This is a genomic window from Enterococcus sp. DIV1726a (genome assembly GCF_051710985.1).
Classification (GTDB): Bacteria; Bacillota; Bacilli; order Lactobacillales; family Enterococcaceae; genus Enterococcus_B; species Enterococcus_B hirae.
In genome coordinates, this window is sequence record NZ_JBIOLS010000001.1 from 2776010 (window position 1) to 2800000 (window position 23991).

14 protein-coding genes, 9 tRNA genes and 2 rRNA genes (1 of these 25 running past the window's edge) are annotated in these 23991 nt (G+C 35.9%); 1 reads left to right on the forward strand and 24 read right to left on the reverse strand.

The window, feature by feature from the left end; genetic code table 11:
- Positions 1–778: 778 nt before the first annotated feature.
- The 8 genes from IGJ27_RS12595 to IGJ27_RS12630 form a co-directional block, all read right to left on the reverse strand.
- On the reverse strand, positions 779–3115 hold the full coding sequence (locus tag IGJ27_RS12595; RefSeq protein ID WP_063627674.1) for a VirB4-like conjugal transfer ATPase, CD1110 family: 2337 nt from the start codon (positions 3113–3115) through the stop codon (positions 779–781).
- Complete coding sequence (locus IGJ27_RS12600; protein WP_010737216.1) at positions 3112–3474, reverse strand: PrgI family protein; 363 nt, start codon at positions 3472–3474, stop codon at positions 3112–3114. The genes IGJ27_RS12595 and IGJ27_RS12600 overlap by 4 nt, the downstream gene beginning before the upstream one ends.
- Before the next feature lie 11 nt (positions 3475–3485).
- Positions 3486–4310, reverse strand: a complete 825-nt coding sequence (locus IGJ27_RS12605) for a hypothetical protein (RefSeq protein WP_010737215.1) — start codon at positions 4308–4310, stop codon at positions 3486–3488.
- Between the two features lie 24 nt (positions 4311–4334).
- Positions 4335–4565, reverse strand: a complete 231-nt coding sequence (locus tag IGJ27_RS12610; protein ID WP_010720705.1) for a hypothetical protein — start codon at positions 4563–4565, stop codon at positions 4335–4337.
- 473 nt (positions 4566–5038) lie between these two features.
- Entirely contained in the window at positions 5039–6784 is a 1746-nt protein-coding gene (locus IGJ27_RS12615; RefSeq protein WP_370566299.1) for a VirD4-like conjugal transfer protein, CD1115 family, read from the reverse strand.
- A gap of 46 nt (positions 6785–6830) precedes the next feature.
- Positions 6831–11915, reverse strand: coding sequence for a hypothetical protein (locus IGJ27_RS12620; RefSeq protein WP_178306288.1), 5085 nt, complete (start codon positions 11913–11915; stop codon positions 6831–6833).
- A gap of 61 nt (positions 11916–11976) precedes the next feature.
- Positions 11977–12486, reverse strand: coding sequence for a hypothetical protein (locus tag IGJ27_RS12625; RefSeq protein WP_178306287.1), 510 nt, complete (start codon positions 12484–12486; stop codon positions 11977–11979).
- Between the two features lie 122 nt (positions 12487–12608).
- Entirely contained in the window at positions 12609–14030 is a 1422-nt protein-coding gene (locus tag IGJ27_RS12630) for a helix-turn-helix domain-containing protein (RefSeq protein ID WP_094940893.1), read from the reverse strand.
- 356 nt (positions 14031–14386) lie between these two features.
- Here IGJ27_RS12630 and IGJ27_RS12635 point away from each other — a divergent pair, with 356 nt between their 5' ends.
- Positions 14387–15835, forward strand: a complete 1449-nt coding sequence (locus tag IGJ27_RS12635; protein ID WP_228011925.1) for a helix-turn-helix domain-containing protein — start codon at positions 14387–14389, stop codon at positions 15833–15835.
- Between the two features lie 108 nt (positions 15836–15943).
- On the opposite strand, the gene gor is transcribed toward IGJ27_RS12635, so the two are convergent.
- The 16 genes from gor to IGJ27_RS12715 all read right to left on the reverse strand — a co-directional run.
- Positions 15944–17290, reverse strand: coding sequence for a glutathione-disulfide reductase (gene gor / locus IGJ27_RS12640; RefSeq protein WP_081128988.1), 1347 nt, complete (start codon positions 17288–17290; stop codon positions 15944–15946).
- 171 nt (positions 17291–17461) lie between these two features.
- Positions 17462–18703, reverse strand: a complete 1242-nt coding sequence (locus IGJ27_RS12645) for a peptidase U32 family protein (protein WP_010720714.1) — start codon at positions 18701–18703, stop codon at positions 17462–17464.
- Positions 18704–18721: 18 nt separating this feature from the next.
- Entirely contained in the window at positions 18722–19645 is a 924-nt protein-coding gene (locus tag IGJ27_RS12650; protein WP_025480289.1) for a peptidase U32 family protein, read from the reverse strand.
- 192 nt (positions 19646–19837) lie between these two features.
- Entirely contained in the window at positions 19838–22318 is a 2481-nt protein-coding gene (locus tag IGJ27_RS12655) for an ATP-dependent Clp protease ATP-binding subunit (RefSeq protein ID WP_010720716.1), read from the reverse strand.
- A gap of 6 nt (positions 22319–22324) precedes the next feature.
- The gene (locus IGJ27_RS12660) at positions 22325–22795 is read right to left on the reverse strand and encodes a CtsR family transcriptional regulator (RefSeq protein ID WP_034700167.1); all 471 of its coding nucleotides are present in this window, start codon (positions 22793–22795) and stop codon (positions 22325–22327) included.
- Positions 22796–22925: 130 nt separating this feature from the next.
- Positions 22926–22999 (reverse strand) — tRNA-Arg (locus tag IGJ27_RS12665).
- A 59-nt stretch (positions 23000–23058) separates the two neighbouring features.
- Positions 23059–23132: transfer RNA gene (locus tag IGJ27_RS12670), tRNA-Pro, on the reverse strand.
- Positions 23133–23150: 18 nt separating this feature from the next.
- A tRNA-Arg gene (locus IGJ27_RS12675) sits at positions 23151–23224 on the reverse strand.
- A gap of 10 nt (positions 23225–23234) precedes the next feature.
- Positions 23235–23320 (reverse strand) — tRNA-Leu (locus tag IGJ27_RS12680).
- Between the two features lie 16 nt (positions 23321–23336).
- Positions 23337–23408: transfer RNA gene (locus IGJ27_RS12685), tRNA-Gly, on the reverse strand.
- Between the two features lie 10 nt (positions 23409–23418).
- Positions 23419–23491, reverse strand: a tRNA-Thr gene (locus tag IGJ27_RS12690).
- 23 nt (positions 23492–23514) lie between these two features.
- A tRNA-Leu gene (locus IGJ27_RS12695) sits at positions 23515–23596 on the reverse strand.
- A gap of 8 nt (positions 23597–23604) precedes the next feature.
- Positions 23605–23677 (reverse strand) — tRNA-Lys (locus tag IGJ27_RS12700).
- A gap of 3 nt (positions 23678–23680) precedes the next feature.
- Positions 23681–23753 (reverse strand) — tRNA-Val (locus IGJ27_RS12705).
- Positions 23754–23766: 13 nt separating this feature from the next.
- A 5S ribosomal RNA gene (rrf, locus tag IGJ27_RS12710) occupies positions 23767–23882 on the reverse strand.
- A gap of 92 nt (positions 23883–23974) precedes the next feature.
- Positions 23975–23991, reverse strand: a 23S ribosomal RNA gene (locus IGJ27_RS12715); it runs 2897 nt beyond the window's last position.

Consider the following 23991-nt stretch of genomic DNA (forward strand, 5'->3'; position numbering starts at 1 on the left):
GATGATTTTGCTTTACCTAGAAAATTCTTGAAGAAACCACCCTTTTTGCCGACGCCTTTTGTAGGATTTACATAGACAACTTTCGTGTTTTTACCCTTACCAAAAATATTGTACCATTTTTTTTTGGTGGATTTCACTGAATCTTGAGGTGCAAATCCTTTTTGATCTTTGTAAGCAGTGTAGCTGTAAGGGGTACTATCCTTAGAAGAACGAGCAACCAAATTGCCTTTTTTTGTTTCTTCTGCTACTTTTTTTAACTGTTCTTTTTTTAGCTGTTTCTTTTGCACATTCACTTTTGGTTGATCTGTCGACTGTTTTGTTCCCAGGATATTATTCTGACTTTTTGAATCAGCACGTAATTCCTGTCGCACTTTTTTTTGATCATTTTTGCGTTTTATGCCTAAAACTTTACGGAACCTATTTTTAGCTAATACGACGGTTTTATTTCCAAATTCTTCAACGTCTCGTTTTATTTTTGAAATTTGTTTCTTAGTCAGTTTAATCTTTTGTTTCCCTTGTTTAATGACTCTTTTTAAACGAGATTTTTTTTTAATGATTGGTAGTTTATCATTTCTATGGACGATTATCGTTACTTTAATTGTCTGATTGTTTTTAAGGATCGCTTTTGTTAGTTCTGAACTTTTTTTTTGGTCTTTGATGAGACCTTTGGTTTTTTCTAATCCTGTGCTGATAATACTATTTTGTGATTCCTGCTGTTCGTTATTGGGTTCATTCAAATCGGGCACTGTGACGTATCCTTTCTGATTCCATTTTCGTTTTAGTCTTCACCAGGTTTGGTTGACATCATCTTATACAACTGCGTATCTTTCGGAAAATGATCATAAAAAGGTAAAGTTGTATCGCCAAATACCATCAGTCCATAACCTTCTGGTGAATTCACAACAAATTTTTCTTGTTCTTCTGAGATATCAAATAACCGGACTAATTGTGAACGGTCAGATTTTGCTTGATTGAGCATCATGACGAAATCACTATTTGAAAGCATCCGCCGTGCAAGGTCCGAAAGTAAAAGTGTCTCCACATTCTGTGTAATCCCAGTTGGAATTGCCCCCCACTTTCTGGCACGACTCCATAATTCAAAGAAATAATTTTCAGAATACTCATTTGTAAACAGTAATTGCATTTCGTCGATATACAACCAGGTCCGAACGCCTCTTTCCCGGTTGGTGGTGATCCGATTCCAGACTTGGTCCAACACGATCAACATCCCCATTGTTTTGAGCTGTTTCCCTAAATCTTTGATATCATAGACAACGAGCCGTTTGGTAATATCGACATTTGTTTCAGAGGAGAATACTGACAAACTTCCTTCGATATAAATTTCCAAGTCCGTCCTCAATTGGTGCGCTTCTTCTTCCTCTTGCTCTTGTAAGATGTGGTAGAAATCTACAAAAGTTGGCATCCGATCGCTAACTGTTTCATACGTTCGACGACATACACGGTCGATCAACGTTTTCTGGGTAGAGGTTAGCCCCAATGCACCGCCAATGATCAAGTCGAACAATGAAATCAAAAACTCCGACTTTAAAACGACCGGGTCACTGTCATCTCCATAGTTTTCGTTGATATCCATTGGATTGATTGTGGTAGCGGAATCACTAGCGATCTTGATAATCTCACCATTGAAATTTTTACCGATAACGGAATACTCACGTTCAGGATCAATGATGATGACTTCATCTTCGGCATCACGCAATAGTACATTTACGATCTCACGCTTCACCGAGAAACTTTTACCAGAACCAGGAGTTCCTAGAACAAATCCATTGGGTGCTTTTAATAATTTCCGGTCAAGAGATAAAATATTCTTTGAAATAGCATTTACGCCATAATATTTCCCATTTTCTTGAATTAGATCTGAAATAGTAAACGGCACAAATATCGCAGTGCTGGCAGTCGTTAGTGTTCGATCCAATGGCAATATATTATTTCCTAAAGGTAAGGTTGCGTTCAGCCCAGCCTCTTGCATAAATTCTAACTCGATGATCTTAAATCCAAATTGTCGACCAATAGAAGATACCTCGTCATGTACTTCTGTTAATTTTTCAACTGTTGGGGCATGGAAATGGATACTTCCAGTCATCGAATAAAGCTTTTGACCCTTGTTCTGTAAATCATCAACTAAATTTTTCGCTTCTGTTAGCGAATAAGTCAAATCATAGGAAAGCATTTCAAAATCGTAGCCATTTTGTAGGGCTTTTTTCTGTTCATCCACTTTTTGTTGTTCCATAAAAGCTAATTTGGTCTTCACTAAGTCAAATGCTTCATCTTGTTCAAGTGGCTTGATATGTAATGTAATCACCAACTCTTGAGGGATTTCTAACAGTTCAAAAATAAAGGTATCTGCTAGTTCCGATGGATATTCTTGCAAATAAACGGTTTTGGCATAATGATCATCCATTTTCAAGTAGTTTTTATTTTGTTTCAGTTCAATCACTTCTGGTAGGATATCCTCAATCTCTGGTTCTTCCTTATCGCTTTTTGTTAATAAGATATCAGACAAAATTGTCAACATCTGTTTTTTCTCAAGACGGTTGATCCCACTACCTAATCGACTCGCAAACATTGCAAAGCGATCTACAACCATTTCCAGCTCTTTATGAGCAAGTTTTTCTGTTTGATGTTGCTGGATGAAGGTAAACAAAATCCGTTTCTTATAGCCATTTTTTTCTTCATCCAGTTTTCTGGAAATAACATCATTCATTTCTACGCGATAAGGGTCTAAAAAATCATTCTTTTCTTGGTAGTAGAGAATTGATTGCAATTCACTCAACGGTCGTTTCTTTTTGTAGACAGTTAACTGTAGCTGGGTTTTACTACTTAAAGAATTAAGGAAATCACAATATTGCGAGAAAATCTCAATCTGATTCTCTTCTGATGAAAGCTGATAGTTGATATCTTCTAATTCGACTGTGATGGAGTACGTATTATCATCCAGTTGACAAACACCGCTGGGAAAAATTGATTTAAAGTAAAAAGTATCGCGCAAAAAATCCACATCTTGTGGATTTTTTTTCTGTTGTTTCTTTATATTTTTAGAAGTCTTCTTTAAATTTTTATGATTATTTTTTATTTTTGACTTTAATTTCATCATCGTTCTTGTCCGCCTAATTCTTTACTTTCTGACATGTCTTGCTGACCATCATTCTTTTTTCGTTTCTTTTTTCTAGTTCCTGTCGAAATATGGTATTTAAAAAATTGCTTAACATAAACTTCAAATGATAAGCCATTTCGTTTGAACCATCCAAAAGACACGATTGGAATAGAGGCAATGATCATCAACCAACTGATGATTTCGATTGGCATTTTTAACCATGCAATGAATATCAGTGCGATCGCGACATTTACCCCGCCAGCAATACAAAGACACAATAATTGTTTTAGATTCATTCCTGCTATTACTTTTTCTTTGTATTCTTTGATATCTTTTGGAACTTTTACTTCTATTGCCATATCTCCCCTCCTTATGATGCAGATATTAGTGTTTTGGCCCATCCTTTAGTTTTATTGATAGCTAGTAAGATTCCAATCATATAGATCGTTAATCCTAAAATAATCCCAAACATATGGGTGCCAACGTCTTCCATTATTCTCATGAATAGCATTGGATATGTAACTAAAACCAGGGCGATAAAGGTTGACTGCAACCCCGTGGCGGCAAAATTTTTAAAGAAGCCTTTGGTCATAGCAGAAAATTCTTGGCTTGGCAGAGCCCCCATCGGAATTGGTGCCATCGCGCTAAAAATATAAAGCTCCATAAATCGTAAATAAATCGTTACCTGAATCAACGTCCGTACAACAAGTGACACTAAAAATAGAATGAACATAATTAATAGCACAGCGATTTGTGACCAGAAATCTAGATCATTTACCGCCTGTTCTACTCTTGCTGCTACATTCGCTACAGTTTTTTCGTCACCTACTTGTAAAATTTTATACGTTAAATTAGAAGTAATCACTATGATTCCGTCTAACAAAACTTGGATTTTTAAAATAACCACATAACAAATCGCAAATTTAATAAATGATTTGATGATCATTTCAAACCCAAGCATTGGTGCTCCTCCAGCTCCCTCAACCTTAAGTGAAATTTTTTGAAATTCCAAAAGAATAAAGATGGCTAAAATAGACAATGAAAGCGGAATAACAACTAGTTCCTGTAAATCTACTACTAATTTATATGCATCATACATGTATCCTGATAGATTCTTACTCAGAGTGTATTTTAAATCATCTCCATTCAAATAAAACATGATTTGATTAAAGAGCCACATTATCGCTGATGTCATAAATTAAATCCTGCTTTCAGTGTATTATTGTAAAAGTGAAGAGAAATCAAATTGAGTTGCGAACCAGCCTGCAGCAACTAAAATCAATCCACCACCGACAATTTGCCAAATTCCTTGCTGTAATTGCGGACCATTTTTATCTTTTAATGCACCAGCTAAAATGACCGTTCCCCAAATTAGCCAAAGACCTCCACCTACTAAAGTGAAGTTTGATACTAAACTAAAAACTTTTTCTAATAAAGCTGCATCTTTCATTTAAACATTTCCCCTTTTTTGAGTTATTTATTATTTGTTACTACTTTTAGTATATGGTAATTTTTCAACCGATGTTTGCCAGTTATTTCTAAGTTGAGAAATTTTAGAAACTCCCTCTCTCAAATTTTATAATTGACTAATTTAGTCAATATATGTAAGAGGTCCTTATCAAAAAGCAGACTAGCTGAGAAGAATAGTTACTCTAAAAAATTTTAAAATTCGTTATTTTGGACACAATAGATTGATTCATCTACAAAACTTGGAACATCTATCCATTTTTTTCAAATAAATGCACAGCGCTTAAGAATTGATTCCTGAAAATAAGTCGAAAAATCAAAAATGCTCAAAATAACAAGAAGTCAATTTTGGATTTCCCATGATTTCCGAGTGCCAGACAGTCCTTATATCATCTTCTACTAGTTTCACTCAGCATCATTGACAAGGATTAAATTCCTGATAATTACATATGTATGTTACGTAGTGGAAGGTGTAGAGAGATTACGTTCATACATATATGAGTCTGTCACATCCCCTAATTTTTTATAGTTTTTATGTTTGACAATGTCATATTTTTCAGACAGGAAAGGATTTGCTCCACGTATTTTTAAAATACATTGTTGCCCTTTCAAACTGGCTACTTCATCGGGGTCCATCAAATTACGCCCCAACTTTTGGAAACTTTCATTGAATGATCCATTTGAGCCTTTAGTGACACTGATATTTCTTTGTTCGATCGTTTCTTTACCTAAAAGTTTAGAAATATATTCATGCGTACTTTGTTCCATCCCACCTAAATATAAAAAGACGTCACTCGTACCAATAATGGTTTCCCAAGTATCTTTATACAACGTTTTTAACTGACTAATATTTTGTAAGATCACATTTGTTGAGATTTCTCGACTTCGAATAACCGAAATAACTTTCTCAAAATCCGGAATTTGACCAATATTGGCAAATTCATCTAGAATACAGCGAACATGACATGGTAAGCGTCCTTTATAAATATTATCTGCTTTGTAGACCAGCATATCAAAGAGCTGTTGGTACATCATACTGGCTAAGAAGTTAAAACTGGTATCTGTATCTGGCAGTAAGATGTACAAAATCGTTTTCCGATCCCCAATGGTGTCCAATTCTAATGTATCTTTAGAGACCAAGTCTTTGATACTAGGAATATCAAACGGAGACAACCTTACCCCTAAACTAACTAAAATACTCTTGGTCGTCTTATCCCCTGATAGTTTGAAAATTTTATATTGCGCAACCGCGAAGTTTGTTGGATCTTTCTCTTCTAACTCATTGAACAGCACGTCTAAAGGACTGACGAATCCAGGAACATTTTCGTCAATATCTGCTAGACGTACCAATTCAATCACATTTCCTAATGTGCGATCTTCTTCAACGACTTCTTGGATCAAATAGCTAAAAATTGCCATTAATAAAGCAGTCTCTGCCTTTTCCCAGAAATCATCGCCACCTTTTTTATCAGGGTTTGAAGTGTTTTTAATCAAATTATTTACGATTTTTAGAATATCGTCTTCCGTTCTTATGTATTTAAATGGATTGTAGTGATGGGTGTCACGCCGATTGATCAAATCAAAGACTTTGATATTGTAACCCGCTTCCTCAAACATTTTTCCTGTTTCCATCAATAACAATCCTTTGGAATCACTGACTACATAGGAAGAATGCATTTGCATCAGATTCGGTTTTACATAAAATCGCGTCTTACCACTACCGGCTCCTCCAACCACAACGACATTTTTGTTACGGTTAAAATTATCTTTACCAGTAATTTTCATTCGTCCTGACAGGGATAAACTCTCTGTTTTAGTCAATATGATATTAAAACTCTTTTTCTTCGCCAAAAATGGTTTGATATCTCGAAATTTCCCCCATTTTGCACTTCCATATTCTTCATTTGGGCGTACTTTTTTTTCATCAAACGTTTTGTATAATACTAGTAATCCATAAGAAAGAACAAAAGCGAGCCCTCCCAGTAATGACTTTACGTTAAATGAGAATTGGAAGGAAAAACTAGCTATTTCATCAACTGCGTGAAGAAAAGATCTAGCTATTTTTTCCACAAATGTTACGGTTGTATTTTGATCAATCGTAAATAAAAAAAATGTACGATTCCCTATATACATTAATGTACTCACCACAACTACGTGGACTACCCATAAAACATATTGAGACTTTTTCAAGTGGTTGTTCATCCCTTTCGTTACTTAATTTGAATATAGCGTTTATGTGATATTATCACTAACGTCCGTAGCCCTCCGAGCGCTGGTGATCATTTTTACTGCTCACTGATGCTCGTCCACTAGATTGTTTTGCATTAGTTGGATTATTCAGCACTCTACTAACAGAATCCCTTAATCTTACTTTGTCAGTTTCTGTCTGTTTATTCAAAGTAGAAATGGAAGATATACTCGTCCGAGCTGATTCTTGTTCTTGCGTTTTTTGGCTCGTCTGCGTTTTCTGTTTTTCAGCTGTTTGCTTTTCATTGTCTATCTGAGCCACTCGTGCTACTCGCGTATTAAAATCAGGGGTAAGAGAGTGGTGCTGTCCTAGTTCTTGCACTTTAGCTGAGCGTTCGGTAAATAACTGTTCACGCTTCGCATTTTCTCGATTAGCTAATCGATTTTGCAGGGGTTTCAATAAGTATTTATCAGCAACCCACACACCTAGCAACGTAAAAAGGGCAGGAACTGCTATAGCTGCTACTGAAGCAATAAGTGTACCAGAAATCGCTGGAAGAGCTGCGGTTAACAGTAAAGGTAAGCCGAAAGTAGCTAACCCAACAAATAGGGCGACTCCAATTAACGTTTTCACTTTATTTCTCCATAAACGTTTGGCGAAATTGGTTGTCGTCATCAATGCCGCATTTTTTACTCGAGTAGCAAACGGCAACCGCTGTCCGTTAGCATCCAACCCTTTTTTCAGATTTTGGTTTTCTTCTGATGAACGCTTTTCAGAATGGGCAATATCGAATGTTTCTTTTATTTTCTTTCCGATTGGAACAAAGGTTTTAGCGTTAAGATTACTTAATTTTTCCTTACCAAATTTATATGGTCTAGCCACTACTTTACCGACTGGTTTTAAAGGTCGACCAATTGTTCTAGCTGTCGAGCGCACAGATTTTCCGATGGATTTAAAAGGTCTAGCAATTGTTTTTGATCCTTTTTCTAGCGCTGCCACTGTCTTAGGAAATCTTTCCTTAGCAAATCGCTGGACTCTCTTGGAAGTACGTGGAATGATTTTAGGTACGGCATTTACTAAACGTTGACCGACATAACTACCAATAATCACGCCTCTTAACCAGTTGACTACAGCGGATCCGTGTAATATTTGTGTGCCAGTAGGCATTAGCGGAAGAGCGCCAGCCATCGCACTAAAAAACGCCATCGGTGCAACCCACAGTACTTGTCTTGCTAAAAACAAATAAAATGAAGGGCGGGTCAGCACCTGATACCATTTCTTTTTAAGATCTTTATAAGTAATTTCTTTTAACTCTTCGGCTTTTCCTTTCAATTCTGCCGTATCTTGCTTAACATTTTCGAGTTCCTTAGCTAGCACCTGAGGATCCTTTGGCTGTATCTCTTCTAAAAATTCAGCTAATTTTTTTTCATCGCCAAGAATTGTCTTTAAACCTTCACATAGTGTTTTATTTTTAGTAAGATCGATTTCTATCTTAGATCTTGCTGCTTTAGACTTCTTCGATTGATCAAGGAAAAAATTATTGTACGGTCCATATTTTTTTAATTCTTCATCGTGCTTTATCTTTTGTTCGACAAACGCGACCTGAGATCGTAATCTTTCTACGTATGCTAACTTTAGATCCTCAACCGAAACTGATTTTTTCACACTATCTGTTTCATCTAATGTACTGTTGACGTTTTCCGGCATAGAAGTTTGGTTCATGTCACCTTCTGATACTGAACGTAAATCTGAAGAATCCTTTGGTAGTGGAACTTGATTTGTAAGATTATTTATTTCTGAATCGCTATTGGGTGTAGACGGTTGGTCTAAGGAATCTCCTGGTGTTAAAACTTGGTTTGTAAAACTGCTTAATTCTGGAAATTTATTGAGTTCAGCAGTTTGATTTGTAATTTCCTTTGATAAACTAACTTTACCATTAACATAACGCAATTTAACTCTTGGTATAAGAATTCGGTCAAATTGGTCAAAACTGTGACTTGGTATAGCCTGTTCCGTCATTACTCCGGGAGCCGAATTTCTACGAACTAACTTGTCATGAGTCTTTAAATCTTGAGTTGTAGATAATGATGATAGTACACGTTCTGAATTGGTTAAATTCCGTAACTTTCCAATGTAACGCAATGGAATATCATTTTCAAACCTTTGAAGTTTGTCAAATTGTGTATCATCAAATGGTTTTTTCTCTGGATCTAACTCAAAATCTGATAATTTTAAATGCCGTTCATGAAGACTGTCATCATACATGGGTGAAGATGTTTCTCGATCTTCTGAACGTAATGGAGATTCAGATGGCGTAGTGAGTTCTGGTGCACTATTTCGGCGACCTTTATCTGTTTGTTCTCTATGTACTTCATGTAATGTGTGACTAACTGATCTAGATCTTGCTATTCTATTTGGTCTACGCTCCTCTTGTTGGCTAAGTCCATGAATAAAATTTGCTTTAGGACCTTTCCGGAGCACGAGGGAGTCTTTTTCTTCTATATTAAATTTATTGATTAGATTTTTCACATGGCCAGGGACAGGTCTATCATTTGCCGAATCCTTTTCTGATACACTATTTGCGAGACTATTAGTAGCTTGAATTTCAGGCTTAGCTTGCTTTCGCAAATCGTCTTCTGATCGATTGAAAGAATTATTCGTTTGTTGCTTGTTTCCTTGTGGTAGATTACTTCCATTTTTATTAGGTGTTTTTACTGATACTGTTTGGTCGGGTTTTGACTCTCCATTCTTTTCAAACGTCGAAACTATTTCTGATACATTACTTAGGCGATTGATAGATTTAGATTTAGTTTCAGGTTTTGCTTGATCTCGCAAAACGACTTCTGGTTCATCGAGAGAATGATTCGTTTGCTGCTTATTTCCGTTTGGTTTAGACACTTCTTGTTGGTCTTGTTGGCTAAGTCCTTGATTGAATTTTATTCTAGGACCTTTCTGAAGCTCGTGAGAGTCTTTTTTTTCGCTATTAAATTTATCGATTAGCCCTCGCACATCGCCACTGACAGGTCTAGCATTTGCCGAATCCTTTTCTGATGCACCATTTGGGAGACTATTAGTAGCTTGAATTTCAGGCTTAGCTTGTTTTCGCAAAACGACTTCTGATTCATCGAGAGAATGATTCGTTTGTTGCTCATTCTCTTTTGATAGATTACTATTACTTAGGCGATTGATAGATTCAGGTTCAGGTTTTACTTGATCTCGCAAATCGTCTTCTGATCGATTGAAAGAATTATTCGTTTGCTGCTTATTTCCGTTTGGGTTAGACACTTCTTGTTGGCTATGTCCTTGAGCGAATGTTATTCTAGGACCTTTCTGGAGCTCGGGAGAGGTTTCTTTGTTGCTATTAAATTGATTGATTATACTTTGCACATCGCCACTGACAGGTCTATTATTTGCCGAATCCTTTTCTGAGGCACCATTTGGGAGACTATTAGTAGCTTGAATTTCAGGCTTAGCTTGCTTTCGCAAACCAACTTCTGATTCATCGAGAGAATGATTCGTTTGCTGCTCGTTCTCTTTTGATAGATTACTATTACTTAGGCGATTGATAGATTTAGGTTCAGGTTCAGGTTTTACTTGTTCTCGTAAATCGTCTTCTGATCGATTGAAAGAATTATTCGTTTGCTGCTTATTTCCGTTTGGTTTAGACACTTCTTGTTGGTCTTGTTGGCTAAGTCCTTGATTGAATTTTATTCTAGGACCTTTCTGAAGCTCGTGAGAGTCTTTTTTTTCGCTATTAAATTTATCGATTAGCCCTCGCACATCGCCACTGACAGGTCTAGCATTTGCCGAATCCTTTTCTGAGGCACCATTTGGGAGACTATTAGTAGCTTGAATTTCAGGCTTAGCTTGCTTTCGCAAACCAACTTCTGATTCATCGAGAGAATGATTCGTTTGCTGCTCGTTCTCTTTTGATAGATTACTATTACTTAGGCGATTGATAGATTTAGGTTCAGGTTCAGGTTTTACTTGTTCTCGTAAATCGTCTTCTGATCGATTGAAAGAATTATTCGTTTGCTGCTTGTTTCCTTTTGATAGATTACTTCCATTTTTATTAGGTGTTTTTACTGATACTGTTTGGTCGGGTTTTGACTCTCCATTCTTTTCAAACGCTGCAACCCTTTCTGATACATTCATTTGGTCTTGATTTTGTTCTAATACACTCCCCCTATCCTGTCTTTTTTTCCTCCTTATAGTGGCTGTCTCTACGAGAACTTTTTTCGCCTTGTCTTTTCTGTTCTCTACTTCCTCCCTCGTAATATCAACTGCAGTAGCTTTTGCATACCTCTCTTCCAAAGTATCCGTTTTTATTATTTCAAAATTCTCAGTTCTCATGAATTCTTTAACAAGCTTCTTAATTTTATCAACAATCTTAGCGTCTGTTATTGTTTGATCTGTTATTGTTTGGTCTCTTACCTTATCTGACGCATTTGGCGGATCTAGCGTATTTGACGTATTTGACATCTCTTGCATCATTTTTTTATTTTTCTGACTAACATTATTTAATTCATTTAATTTTTTGTTACAATCTGCTACTTCGTTTCGTTTGTGCTGCTTAAGCCCAGTAAGTTTTTGTTTCGATTGACTGATCTCACTAGCTAATATTTCGGCCAGATCTTTATTCTCAAAGTACTTCGTTTTTTCATCTTTTGCGATGGCTCCAAGATAATCATTACTTTCATGACTATTATTAGATAAAAAAACGTCCTTTGTTTCTAATTCTTCTATTGTGGCCTTATCCCTTTCATGCTTTACGATCTTCGTTTCTTGTTCCTTTTCTAATACATTAATTTTTTGTTGAAGTTGCTCCCCGCTGATTTTTCCCTCGGCGTGTTCGATTCTTGCTTCATACTCAGTTTTTTCACTTTGTAATTCAAACACTTTACGATCCCCAGCCATCCGTCGAAGTACTTCAAATTTAAAGTCATCTAACATATCTTGCACTTTTAAAAGTGCAGTCTTTTCTCCATGATTCTCTTGGATTGACTTTTCACAAAGAGTAAAGACATTTTCTTTTTTGACAGAAAACGACGATGCTTCTTTGATAAACTCTGACTTTAAATTAGATTTATTTTGCCATTCACCGGTTTCGTTCTCCAATATATTCTTTCTTACCAAGTAGTTCATTCCTCCTCCATCCTTCTTGGATCATTCTACTAGATCTATTCTAATTGCATAATAGCGCAATTTATTGAATCTGATGTGCAATTTCACTACGACCGTTGTTTATTTGGAAACCATTTGTTAGACTATTTTTAATATCTATACTGGTTTTTACTGCTCCCGTAGTGGCATCTTTCATACGCTTTTTGTCATCTACTTGTTTATCTGATACTCCCACAGGATTTTGTTGTTGCGCCACTGTCCAAATTGGTTGTAATTTTGAAACTTGTTTATCAATTGGTTGTAATTCTGGAACTTGTTCATCTTTAAGTAATGGGACCTTATCTGTTTCTTGGCTTAGGTCTTGTTTTTCTTTGGCCAATGCCTTTCTTTCTTGCCGTTTATTCCATTTTTTCTTAAGAACTTTATATCCTTTTCGAAGGTTAACCCCAGTCCATTTTACTGCTATCCAAAGCTTATCCCCAGTCCACTTCGCTACTTCCCAAGTCAATTTTAATAATTTCACAGTCAAAAATCCCAAGCCCCCAAATAGACAGCATAAAAGAAACAACATACTACGATCTTCAGAATCCATCACTTTTTCCTCCTTTAAATTTTTTTATTTTTTTGTTTATTTTAATCATACCTGACTTTCTAGCTGGCTCCATCCTATTTTTTCCAAAAAATAAAAAAAGATGGCACTCGTAAAAGTTGTCCTTAGGAAGAATATAAACACGCCTCAAAATTCGACCAAAAAATTGGCGTTGGCACTTTTGAAATTTTTAAAATATCCGCATTGATTCGTTCAAAATTTAGGGAGAGATCTGTTAGTATCAAGTCATATTGATTCAACACCTGGTAATCAATTGAAAAGACATCTTGTTCATAAATATCAATCTGCTTAAAAAAAGGATACTTGTTTAAAATAATATTTTTATAAAGTAAAGCGACACCAATTTCCTGTGTACTTAAAACCAGAATCGACTTTTCTTTCACTTGTGGTTCGATCATATGTACTAATTGATTGGAAGAAATAAGTAATTCCAAAAATAAGTCTTTATGTAATAATTCACTTTTTTCAATAAAGCTCAGTTCTGCAACCTCTAGCGAATGATGATACGCTTGCCAAATCTTAGGATTGTTTTGCATCACTTTTTGATAAAATATATCCGCATAACTGACTTTAAAGATCATTAATTCTTTATAAAAATTGATAAAGTCAGATAAGTAGTCGATGGTTCTTTTACTGACCGATCCTTCAATATTAAGTAAATAATAAAAATGAGTAAGAAAAGTTTCAATTTTCTTAGGCATGATTGTCTGGCGATTAGTATCTGTTGTAAAGAGCAAGCCAAAGTAGGAACTTAAGACATTTGCTACATTATTTCTAGTTACATTAAACTTATATTTTTGACTCATCAACGTTGTAAAGACCGTATCTTTTTGAATTACTGTTAAAAGCTCAGTGACAACCATTTCTTTATTCTCCAACTCATCTTCCGGTACAAAATGTTTGTGACCTATACGAATGATCGAAAGAAAAATGTAATACACCGAATAAATAATTTTAGGAGCACTAGCCGTTTTATTTTGTGCTTTGAGACACCTACGTATTAATTGATAGATAGAATCAAAATAAGCAAACTCTTGTATTCGATACATCTCTTTAAACATGCATGCAAATAAACGTCTAATTTCCGTTTCATTGCCAACTACCATTAATTTTGCTTGTAAATCGATCTGAATATTTATGGTCTCTGTAAAAAAATAATTGTTTATTTTTGACACAATCCTGCGAATACTTGTTTTACTCAAAAATAAAGATTGAGAAATTTCAGTTAGTGTTGGTTCGTATATGACTATGTATTTTAGTATTTTGACATTAATTGAATTATTCAGTATTTTAACAAAAATATCATCTAAATTGACATTGTTCGGTATCGTCAAACTTACTTCTTTGTGATTATTTACCTCAATATGAACAGGAAAATAGGAATCATTGAAGTGTTCAATATCAGCAATTAGTGTTTTATCGGTAATTGTCAGCTTCCTTGCTAGTTTGTTAAGATTGGAAGACCTAGTATTTAACAAATAAAGTAAGGTAACTTGCCTTTCTAATTGCTTTTCAAGTAACCCCATAAGTACAAAACTCCCTTCTATTAAACATCATGTAAGAGTATCGTACAGTCAATTCCTTTAATTTCCCGTATGTTTTTTTCTAGTTTTAGAAATTTAAGTTCTCAAAAATATTTGAATTGTGTTAAAATATAAAATTTAAAAATCCAATCATATAGAATATATCTATTCCATTTTTTAAATAACAATAACTAAATACAATAATAACCAATGTAACAAATAACCATTAACGATTTACTATAAAGTTAATAAAAAACAAGTATAGAAATTTATAAAAAAAACACTAACATAACAAAAATATATGATAAAATAATTTATATACCATAAGAGAAAGGTGGGAGGAAGCGATTTCTAAGATTTTGAAATCCAAAATGATGATGAAAGAACTTAATATACTGGAAAAAACTTCAGAAAGACAAGTCAAGTTAGCATTACTTCTGGGTATGTCATCAATTGAGTGCAACACGCTAACAAAGCAATTAAATGTGACAAAAAAAACATTATTAAGTGACATTGTTTTTTTTAACCACACCTATTCACCTGTTGTCGTTAAAATTGATCAGTATCAAATCATAACATTAAAAATGCCTAATGATATGAATCTGGAAGACTTAATCAAAAAAATACTAAATCATTCTACGAACGTTCAAATCTTAAAAACGATTTTTATCAATGAACCTGTTTTGTCAAAACTCGCTGAAACATTATTTTTAAGTGAAACCAGTATTCGGCGAATTATTTTTAAAATCAATGAATATTTTTCTGAAAGAAACTGGCCAATCATGATCAAAGTTGCTTCTCAGTTACAAATTACAGGTGACGAAAGTTTTATACGGCATTTTTTTTGTAGCATGTTTCGTGAAATTTATACCCCGCAGCAACTACCACATTTTGACTATATATTTGACTTGTTACAACGTTATCATAATAAAAACCATACGTTTTCTTCAGTAAGTACATATAAGTTAATTTTAAATAGTTACTATTTTTATACGTCCATTATTCGTATCGGACAACGACACATAATTGATTACCCTTTAAAAAAAGAAACCGAAAGTGAACGATTATTTTTTGACTTATTGACAAAAAGTACCGTTCTTTGTTCGATCATTGAAAAGAAATATAATTTTAGTATTACAAAGTCAAATGTCCATAACCTATTAAGTTCATATAGTCATTTATATTTTTTTAATTCAAAAAATGATGAATTAATGGAGCAAAAGAAATTACAAAATTTAGTTCATAGTTTTTATCATTATATGGGCATAGATATTACCTTATCTCCTAATGACATACAAAGACTAAATGACTTTATCCATTTTAATGAACGATTGCAATCCTTTAAGACGACATACATAGATCTTTTGTCACAAACATTTATCAAAGAATCAGAAAAACTATTATCAGCTTATGAAAAGTCAATCGAACAAGCCGGTTTGACTGAAATCAAAGAAAACCAATTGCTTTATGAAGAATTATTTTTAGAACTGATTACATTATCTCCACAATTATTATCAACACTCCTTCCTTATAAAAAACATTTATCCATCGTCATTGTTTCTTATCAGGAAGAACGGATTTTGTCTTTCTATAAACAACTGCTGTTAAAAAAATTTCCGTCGTTATATAAAATTGATATGTATCAAGAAAATATTTTCTCTGTTGATTATGTGAAAATCAATCAATATGACCTAATTTTAACTGATATCGAGCTAAATCAAACGAAGATCTCGACTAATATGTTAAAAATATCAAAAATTCCCACTTCTGCTTTTTGGAGCAACCTAAAAGAACTTCTTTATGCATAAGGGAGTTACATCATTGCTCGTTTAACATCGGTATCACAGCATAAAAATATAGTGCGACCTGAAGTTAGTCTAAAAACTAACTTTGGACTCGCACTATAGTTATACTTTCTATCGCATAGTAACAAACTCTTCTGCACCAGTTGGATGGATAGCGACCGTATCATCAAAATCTGCTTTTGTCGCGCCCATTTTAATTGCAACAGCAAAACCTTGTAACATTTCATCGACACCAATACCAATTGCATGTAAGCCAATGATTTTTTCTTCTTCTCCTACGCAAATCAATTTCATTTCACATTTTTGTCGATAGTCATTCAATGCAAAATACATAGGTGTAAATCGTGAACGATAAACTTTGATCTGATCACTTCCATAGGTAGCCAATGCTTCATCTTCTGTTACACCGATCGTTGCAATTGGTGGATGGGTAAATACAACTGTTGGTACTAAGTGATAGTCTAGATAAGAATTTTCTTTCCCATTAAATAGCCGTTCAGATAAACGGCGACCTGCAGCAATTGCCACTGGTGTCAAATCAATTTTACCGATCACATCTCCCACCGCAAAAATATGTGGATCTGTGGTATTTTGATATTTATCAACTTTTATAAAACCACGTTCATCTAATTTTACTTGGGTATTTTCTAATCCTAATTGATCGGTATTAGGCACTCGACCACCTGCGAACAATACACAATCACCAGAGAGTCGTTCACCATTTTCAAATACAACTGTATACTCATTGTCGTTTTTGATGATTTCTTTAGCTATATGTCCAGCGTAAGTTTTGATCCCAGCTTCTTGATACATCTCAACTAAGTTATCAGATAGCATTTTATCAAAAGTTCGTAATGGACGTTCTTTTCGATACGCCCACATTACCTCACTACCTAGCCCGTGTAAAACACCAGAAAGTTCTGCGGCAATATAACCTGCTCCTAAAACAATTGTCCGTGTTGGCAATTCTGTCATCTCAAAGAAGCCATTTGAATCAATTGCATATTCGCCACCAGGGATCGTCATTTTGCTAGGCTTACCACCAGTTGCAATCAGAATTTTTGTTGCTTGATAGGTTTCCCCATTTACTTCCACGGTTTGACTGTCTATAAAGGTAGCATATCCTTTAATTGCATCCACTTGATTACTATCCAAGCCACGTTGATACGCACCATGTAAAAAGTCAATATATTTCTCACGCTTTTCAACTAACTCTCTAAAATCTACTTTTTTTACATCTGCTTGAATCCCATAACTTGAAGCATCTCGTTCCATTGTTTCTAAAATCGTGCTGGCTTGCCACATCACCTTTTTGGGTACACAACCAACATTCACACAAGTCCCACCAAGTTCATTTCCTTCAATTAATAAAACTTTTGCACCGTGCATTCCGGCACGATTCGCAGAGGCGATCCCTCCAGAACCACCACCGACAACTATATAATCATACGTTTTCATGCTATGCCTCCTAATTTAAGAAGATGCTTGCTTTTCTTCTTACTTTGGATAAATTTTCAAGAAAAATTTCTTCTCTACTCTTTTTATCCTTACAAAAAATAAGTTTAACACGTTTAAACAGCTAATATAACTTTGATGCTTTATTTTTATTGGATTGATTAGCGTATGCTTTTATTTTCTTTTCCGAATCATATCTCCTGGTTTTACAGGTTGTGTCACTGGCATAGTTAAAATCATCATCGGATTTGGTGCCCGGTCAATGGATTCATCTTCTTCATTGTACATTACCTCAACCGTTTGGCTAAAATGAGTGAATCCTGGACCATAAAATTCGATCTCATCTCCCACAGAAAATAGATTTCGTTGACGGATCGTTGCAATTTTGGTTTTTTCATCATAAGACATTACTTCACCTACAAATTTATAAACAGGGATCTTACGACGTTCCCCAAATAATTGTTCATTTTCTGTTGGTGTATTGTAATAAAATCCTGTAGCAAGTTCCCGTTGTGCCACTTTCCATAACTCATCAATCCACTCTTGCTTGCAGACATAATTTTCAGGGTCTTCCATATAACTGTCGACCGCAGCTTTATAAACATTAGAAACTGTAGATACATAGTGAATTGATTTCATTCTTCCTTCAATCTTAAAGCTATCTACCCCATTTTCAATCAATTCCGGGATATGCTCGATCATCGACATATCTACTGCACTCATTGAAAATTCTTCTTCTATTTCGCCGTTTTCTGTCAGATGATTTCTTTCTTGGCCAAAAGGCATATCAAATAATCCATATTTCCAACGACAAGATTGTGAACAGCCCCCACGATTAGCATCACGCATTGACATGTGATTAGATAAGGTACAACGGCCAGAATAAGAAATACACATCGCACCATGGATAAAGGCTTCAATTTCCACATCCGTATTTTTACGAATCTCAGCCACTTCTTCCATAGAAACTTCACGAGCTAAAACGACACGCTCTAATCCTTCTTCTTTCCAAAATTCAAGAGTTTCAAAGTTAGTGGCAGATGCTTGTGTCGATAAATGGATCGGTAAGCCCGGTGCTTCTGTCGCACATATTTCAATCAGCGCTGGATCTGAAACAATTACGGCAGAAATTCCGACATCACGTAATTGACGGAAAAATTCTCCAGCACCTTCTTCATTTCCTTCATGTGTCACCATATTTGCAGCAACATATACTTTTGCGTTATGTGCTTTTGCAAAAGCTACGCCTTCAGCCATCTCTTCATAGGTAAAGTTACCTGCGCGACTTCTTAGTCCATAAGCATTTCCGCCAATATAGACTGCATCTGCGCCATAATGAATCGCTGTCTTTAATTTTTCAAGTGTCCCAGCTGGAGCTAAGACTTCGGGTCGTTTCAATTTTCTTTTTGTTGTCATTTTTTCTCGTCATACTCCTTACTTGATGGCTTCAGGATCAATATAGAAGAAGCCAGTATCTAATTCACGATTTTGAGGATGTAATTCACTTATCTTTTTGCTTAATATTTCAGCACTTTTTTCATTCCAAGTACCTGCAAGGATTTGTTCTTTCGCTTCCACAAATGCTTTGGTAATTTTTACAAAATTTTCTCCTGGGGTAAATAAACCATCAAGTTTCCATGTACGGAACTGATGTTGATACAATAACCCTAATTCTTTTGACAGGTTGATGTCATTGCTGGCAAAAATATGGGTCCCATGAGTGTCTTCATAGATGGAATAATGTGTGTCGTCTTTCTTAGGTTCTGAAATAAACAATCCCCGATCACGATCTACTCGCTCTTCTTGTTTGGTAAAATGATAATAATTTTGCAATAAAGGACGTTTTGATTGATGAATGCAAGTAGCACCATACACTAGAATTTCTACCGGAACATTTAGTTTTTCTTCCATGGCTTTCATTTCTTCAAAAGGAACTTCTCTAGCTAAAACAGCTCCAACAGCTCCTCTTTTCGCCCAAAAATTGATTTGTCTAGCACTAGTAACTAACGTTTCTGCATCAAAAATGTAGGGAATACGCCATTCTGGATGTTTCTTCATGGTGTATATGATACCTGTATCACCTACTGTCAGTTGATCTACCCCAATTTCTTTCAGGAATTGTAGATATTCAGGTACTTTTTTCATTTTTTCAGGATGAATAATCCCATTCATCGCAATATTTACTTTTTTACCATATGTGTGCGCCAATTCAACTAATTGACGTTGTTCTTCTCTTGTAAACGACGCAGGTAATCGTAAACCAAATAGTTCCTCGCCAAAATACAAAGTATCTGTTCCTGCTTCAAGTAATTCTTTTGCTTGTTCAAAAGTTTCTACCGTAGTTATGATTTCGATCATCATTTCCTCCTCCTACAACTCCATAATAGTAGCATAGCTTAAAAAAGTTGCCAACACTTCTTACATTTATTGGTGGATTTTTGAATTTAAATTCACAAGAAAAAAAGTAAAAAAAATAAAAAAGTGAGAGCCTTTTGCCCATAACCTTCAATCGTTATGTGGAACAAAATTCTCTCACTTCTTTTTTAACTCCTATGATTCAACTACATACTTTTTTGGAAGACGTACATTCAAAGTGATTTTTCCTTTGGAGGCTCCCACTGTCACTTGATCGCCTAAATGGATTTCTCCACCTAATAATGCTTCACTTAAACGATCTTCTATTTCTTTTTGCAACGCTCTTCGTATTGGACGAGCGCCATATTCAGGATCAAAACCAGCTTTTCCGATCACATCTATTGCTGCCGGAGTGATCTTCACTTGGATATCCTGTTCTTTCAAACGTTTGACGATTGCTCGACTCATAATTTGAACAATGGAGTGGATTTCATCCTTGCTTAATGAATGGAAGACAACTGTTTCATCTATCCGGTTCAAGAACTCTGGACGGAATGTTTTCTTTAATTCTTCTAAAATACGCTTTTGCATGGCTTTATGATCTTTGGTAATGTCTTGTACATTGAAGCCAACGTTTTTTTCTTCTCGAATTTGGGTTGCACCAATATTGGAAGTCATGATCATGATCGTATTTCTAAAATCAACTTTCCGACCTTTAGAGTCTGTTAAATGGCCATCGTCTAGTACTTGTAATAACAGATTAAATACATCTGGATGGGCTTTTTCTACTTCATCTAATAAGATGACAGAGTAGGGCTTTTGTCGAATTTTTTCTGTTAATTGTCCACCTTCATCATACCCAACATAGCCCGGAGGTGACCCAATCAACCGACTCGTACTGTATTTTTCCATAAATTCAGACATATCAACCCGAATCAAGGAATTCTCGTCCCCAAACATCACTTCCGATAAAGCTTTAGCAAGTTCCGTTTTACCAACTCCTGTAGGTCCTAAGAACATAAAGGAGCCAATTGGTCGATTTGGATCTTTTAACCCACTACGAGCCCGACGAATTGCTCTTGATACTGCTTTGACTGCTTCATCTTGTCCAACAACACGTTCATGTAAAAGTGCTTCTAATTCCAATAAACGCTGACTTTCTTTCTTTTCCAGTTGTTGTAATGGAACACCTGTCCATTCAGAAACGACTGTGGCTACATCTTCTTCAGTCACACGATCAGCATAACCATTTTCCTGCTTTTCTTCTAGTATCAATAGTTTTACTAATTTTTTGTGTAATGCTTTTTCTTGTCTTCGCAATTGTGCTGCTATTTCAAAGTCTTGTTTTTGGATTGCTCGTTCTTTTTCTTTGACTAATTGTTCGATTTCCAACTTAATTACTGTAGATTCCGAAAGATCATCTGTTTGATCTAAGCGTACCTTAGCAGCTGACTCATCAATCAAATCGATTGCTTTGTCAGGTAATTGACGAGAAGTGATATAGCGTACAGAAAGATGAACCGCAGCTCTTATCGCATCATCAGTGATTTCTACACCATGATGCTCTTCATATCTTGAACGAAGACCACGTAAAATCTCTTCTGCTTCTTCAGGTGTCGGTTCATCTACTTGAATTCGAGCAAAGCGTCGTTCAAGGGCAGAATCTTTTTCAATGTACTTTTGATATTCATCTAATGTTGTAGCACCAATTGTCTGTAATTCTCCACGAGCTAAAGCAGGTTTCAAAATATTAGATGCATCAATTGCCCCTTCTGCACCACCGGCACCGATCAAGGTATGCAACTCATCAATAAATAAAATGACTTGACCGTCGTTATAGATTTCGTCAATCACCTTTTTCATACGGTCTTCAAATTCTCCACGGTATTTTGTTCCCGCTACTAAAGACCCCATGTCTAACATCATCAAGCGTTTTTCTTGCATCTCTTCAGGAACTTCACCCATCACGATTTTTTGGGCTAAACCTTCAGCAATCGCTGTCTTACCAACACCAGGTTCCCCTACTAATACAGGATTGTTTTTAGTTCGGCGACTAAGTATTTGAATCAAGCGTTTTACTTCTCTTGAACGCCCAACAACTGGGTCAAGTTTTCCGTCTCTCGCTAACTTCGTCAAATCTCTTGCTAAAGAATCTAACGTTGGAGTACCTTTTACCATTTGACGCTTTTCTTGTGGGTTTTTACGACGGATACTATTATTACGACTATCATTTTTTATGCCCATTTTTTGTTTCAAAGATTGTCGGACTTTCGTTAAACTGATTCCCAAATTGATCATCATCCGAGTAGCCATGATACTTTCATCTCTTAGCATACTCAACAAGATATGTTCCGTTCCCACTTTTTGAGCACCCATTTTTCTTACTTCACTATTTGCCAATGCAAAAATTTGTTTCATGCGTGGCGAATAAGGTAAAAAGGTTCCTTGAGGATATGAAGTCATTGTACCGTAGCCAATCAAATGCTCAATCTCTTCGTAGATGTCTGTTTCAGTTAATCCAACTTCACGTAGTACTTTCCCAGCAATTCCATTCGGTTCAATAACCAATGACAACAAAATATGCTCAGAACTAACAGACTGATGCTTAAACTTTTTTGCTTCATCTTGTGCAATTTCTAATACTAATTGTGCTCTTTGCGTAAAAAGTTCTTCCATTCATCTTCACTTCCCATCTTCATAGCTTAATCGTTCAAGAAATGCTCGAAGAATTCGAGCACGAACATAATCTTCTAGCCCACCATCTACATTCAGTGTATTTTTGGCAATTGCGCTCAGCATTAAATTGCCTTCTTTTTTAGTAACAATTTGATCCTCATATAATTTTTGGATGATTGCAAAAGCATTTTTTTCACTAATCGTTTCATTGAATAGCTGATTCACTTGTTCCAACATATGCCTTTTATCAGAAATTCTTACTTTGGCAATCCGTATGTAGCCACCACCGCCACGTTTACTCTCAACCAAATAACCTCGCTGAATCGTAAAACGAGTATTAATCACATAATTAATTTGAGAAGGTACACAATTAAAGAGGTCGGCCAGTTCAATCCTGCGAATCTCAATCATTTCATTCTTTTCTAAAAACTTTTTTATATATGATTCAATTAAATCCGAGGTATTCTGATGCGCCATCTTACTCATTCCTTTGACTAATATTGACCTTAATTATAGCGAATTTAATATCAGAAAGAAAGAAGAAAGACTTTTCCCTTAGAAATCATTAAAAATATAAAAAAATACGGAATGCAGGATTCCGTATTAACGCGCCCAAGAGGAGTCGAACCCCTAACCTTTTGATCCGTAGTCAAACACTCTATCCAGTTGAGCTATGGGCGCATATTCAGTTCATTTAAATTATAAAATACATTTCTAGAAAAATCAATAAAAATAAAAAATCGGGAAGACAGGATTCGAACCTGCGACCCCTTGGTCCCAAACCAAGTGCTCTACCAAGCTGAGCTACTTCCCGAAAATATAAAAAAGACTACGCGCCCAAGAGGAGTCGAACCCCTAACCTTTTGATCCGTAGTCAAACACTCTATCCAGTTGAGCTATGGGCGCATATTTGTAATGCCGAGGACCGGAATCGAACCGGTACGGTGATCACTCACCGCAGGATTTTAAGTCCTGTGCGTCTGCCAGTTCCGCCACCCCGGCGTTGTTACTTTGGCAAAGCGGAAAACGGGGTTCGAACCCGCGACCCCCACCTTGGCAAGGTGGTGCTCTACCACTGAGCTATTTCCGCGTGTTTATGATGCCGGCTAAAGGACTTGAACCCTCGACCCTCTGATTACAAATCAGATGCTCTACCAACTGAGCTAAGCCGGCATGTCATTAAAAAAATCATATTATGCGGGTGAAGGGACTTGAACCCCCACGCCGTAAGGCGCTAGATCCTAAATCTAGTGCGTCTGCCAATTCCGCCACACCCGCAAAAAATATGAGCCGTACAGGGCTCGAACCTGTGACCCTCTGATTAAAAGTCAGATGCTCTACCAACTGAGCTAACGGCTCATATGGAGGTTAACGGGATCGAACCGCTGACCCTCTGCTTGTAAGGCAGATGCTCTCCCAGCTGAGCTAAACCTCCATGGATAACTTAAGCGTGGCGACGTCCTACTCTCACAAGGGGCAACCCCTCACTACAATCGGCGCTAAGAAGCTTAACTTCTGTGTTCGGCATGGTTACAGGTGTATCCTTCTCGCTATCGCCACCACACTGTGGTGTTATCATTATTGAGTTTGCTTTTGCTCACTCAAAACTGGATTTGAAGTATTTCGTAAACTCTACCGAGTTTTTTCTTTACCAATGTGGTTAAGTCCTCGAT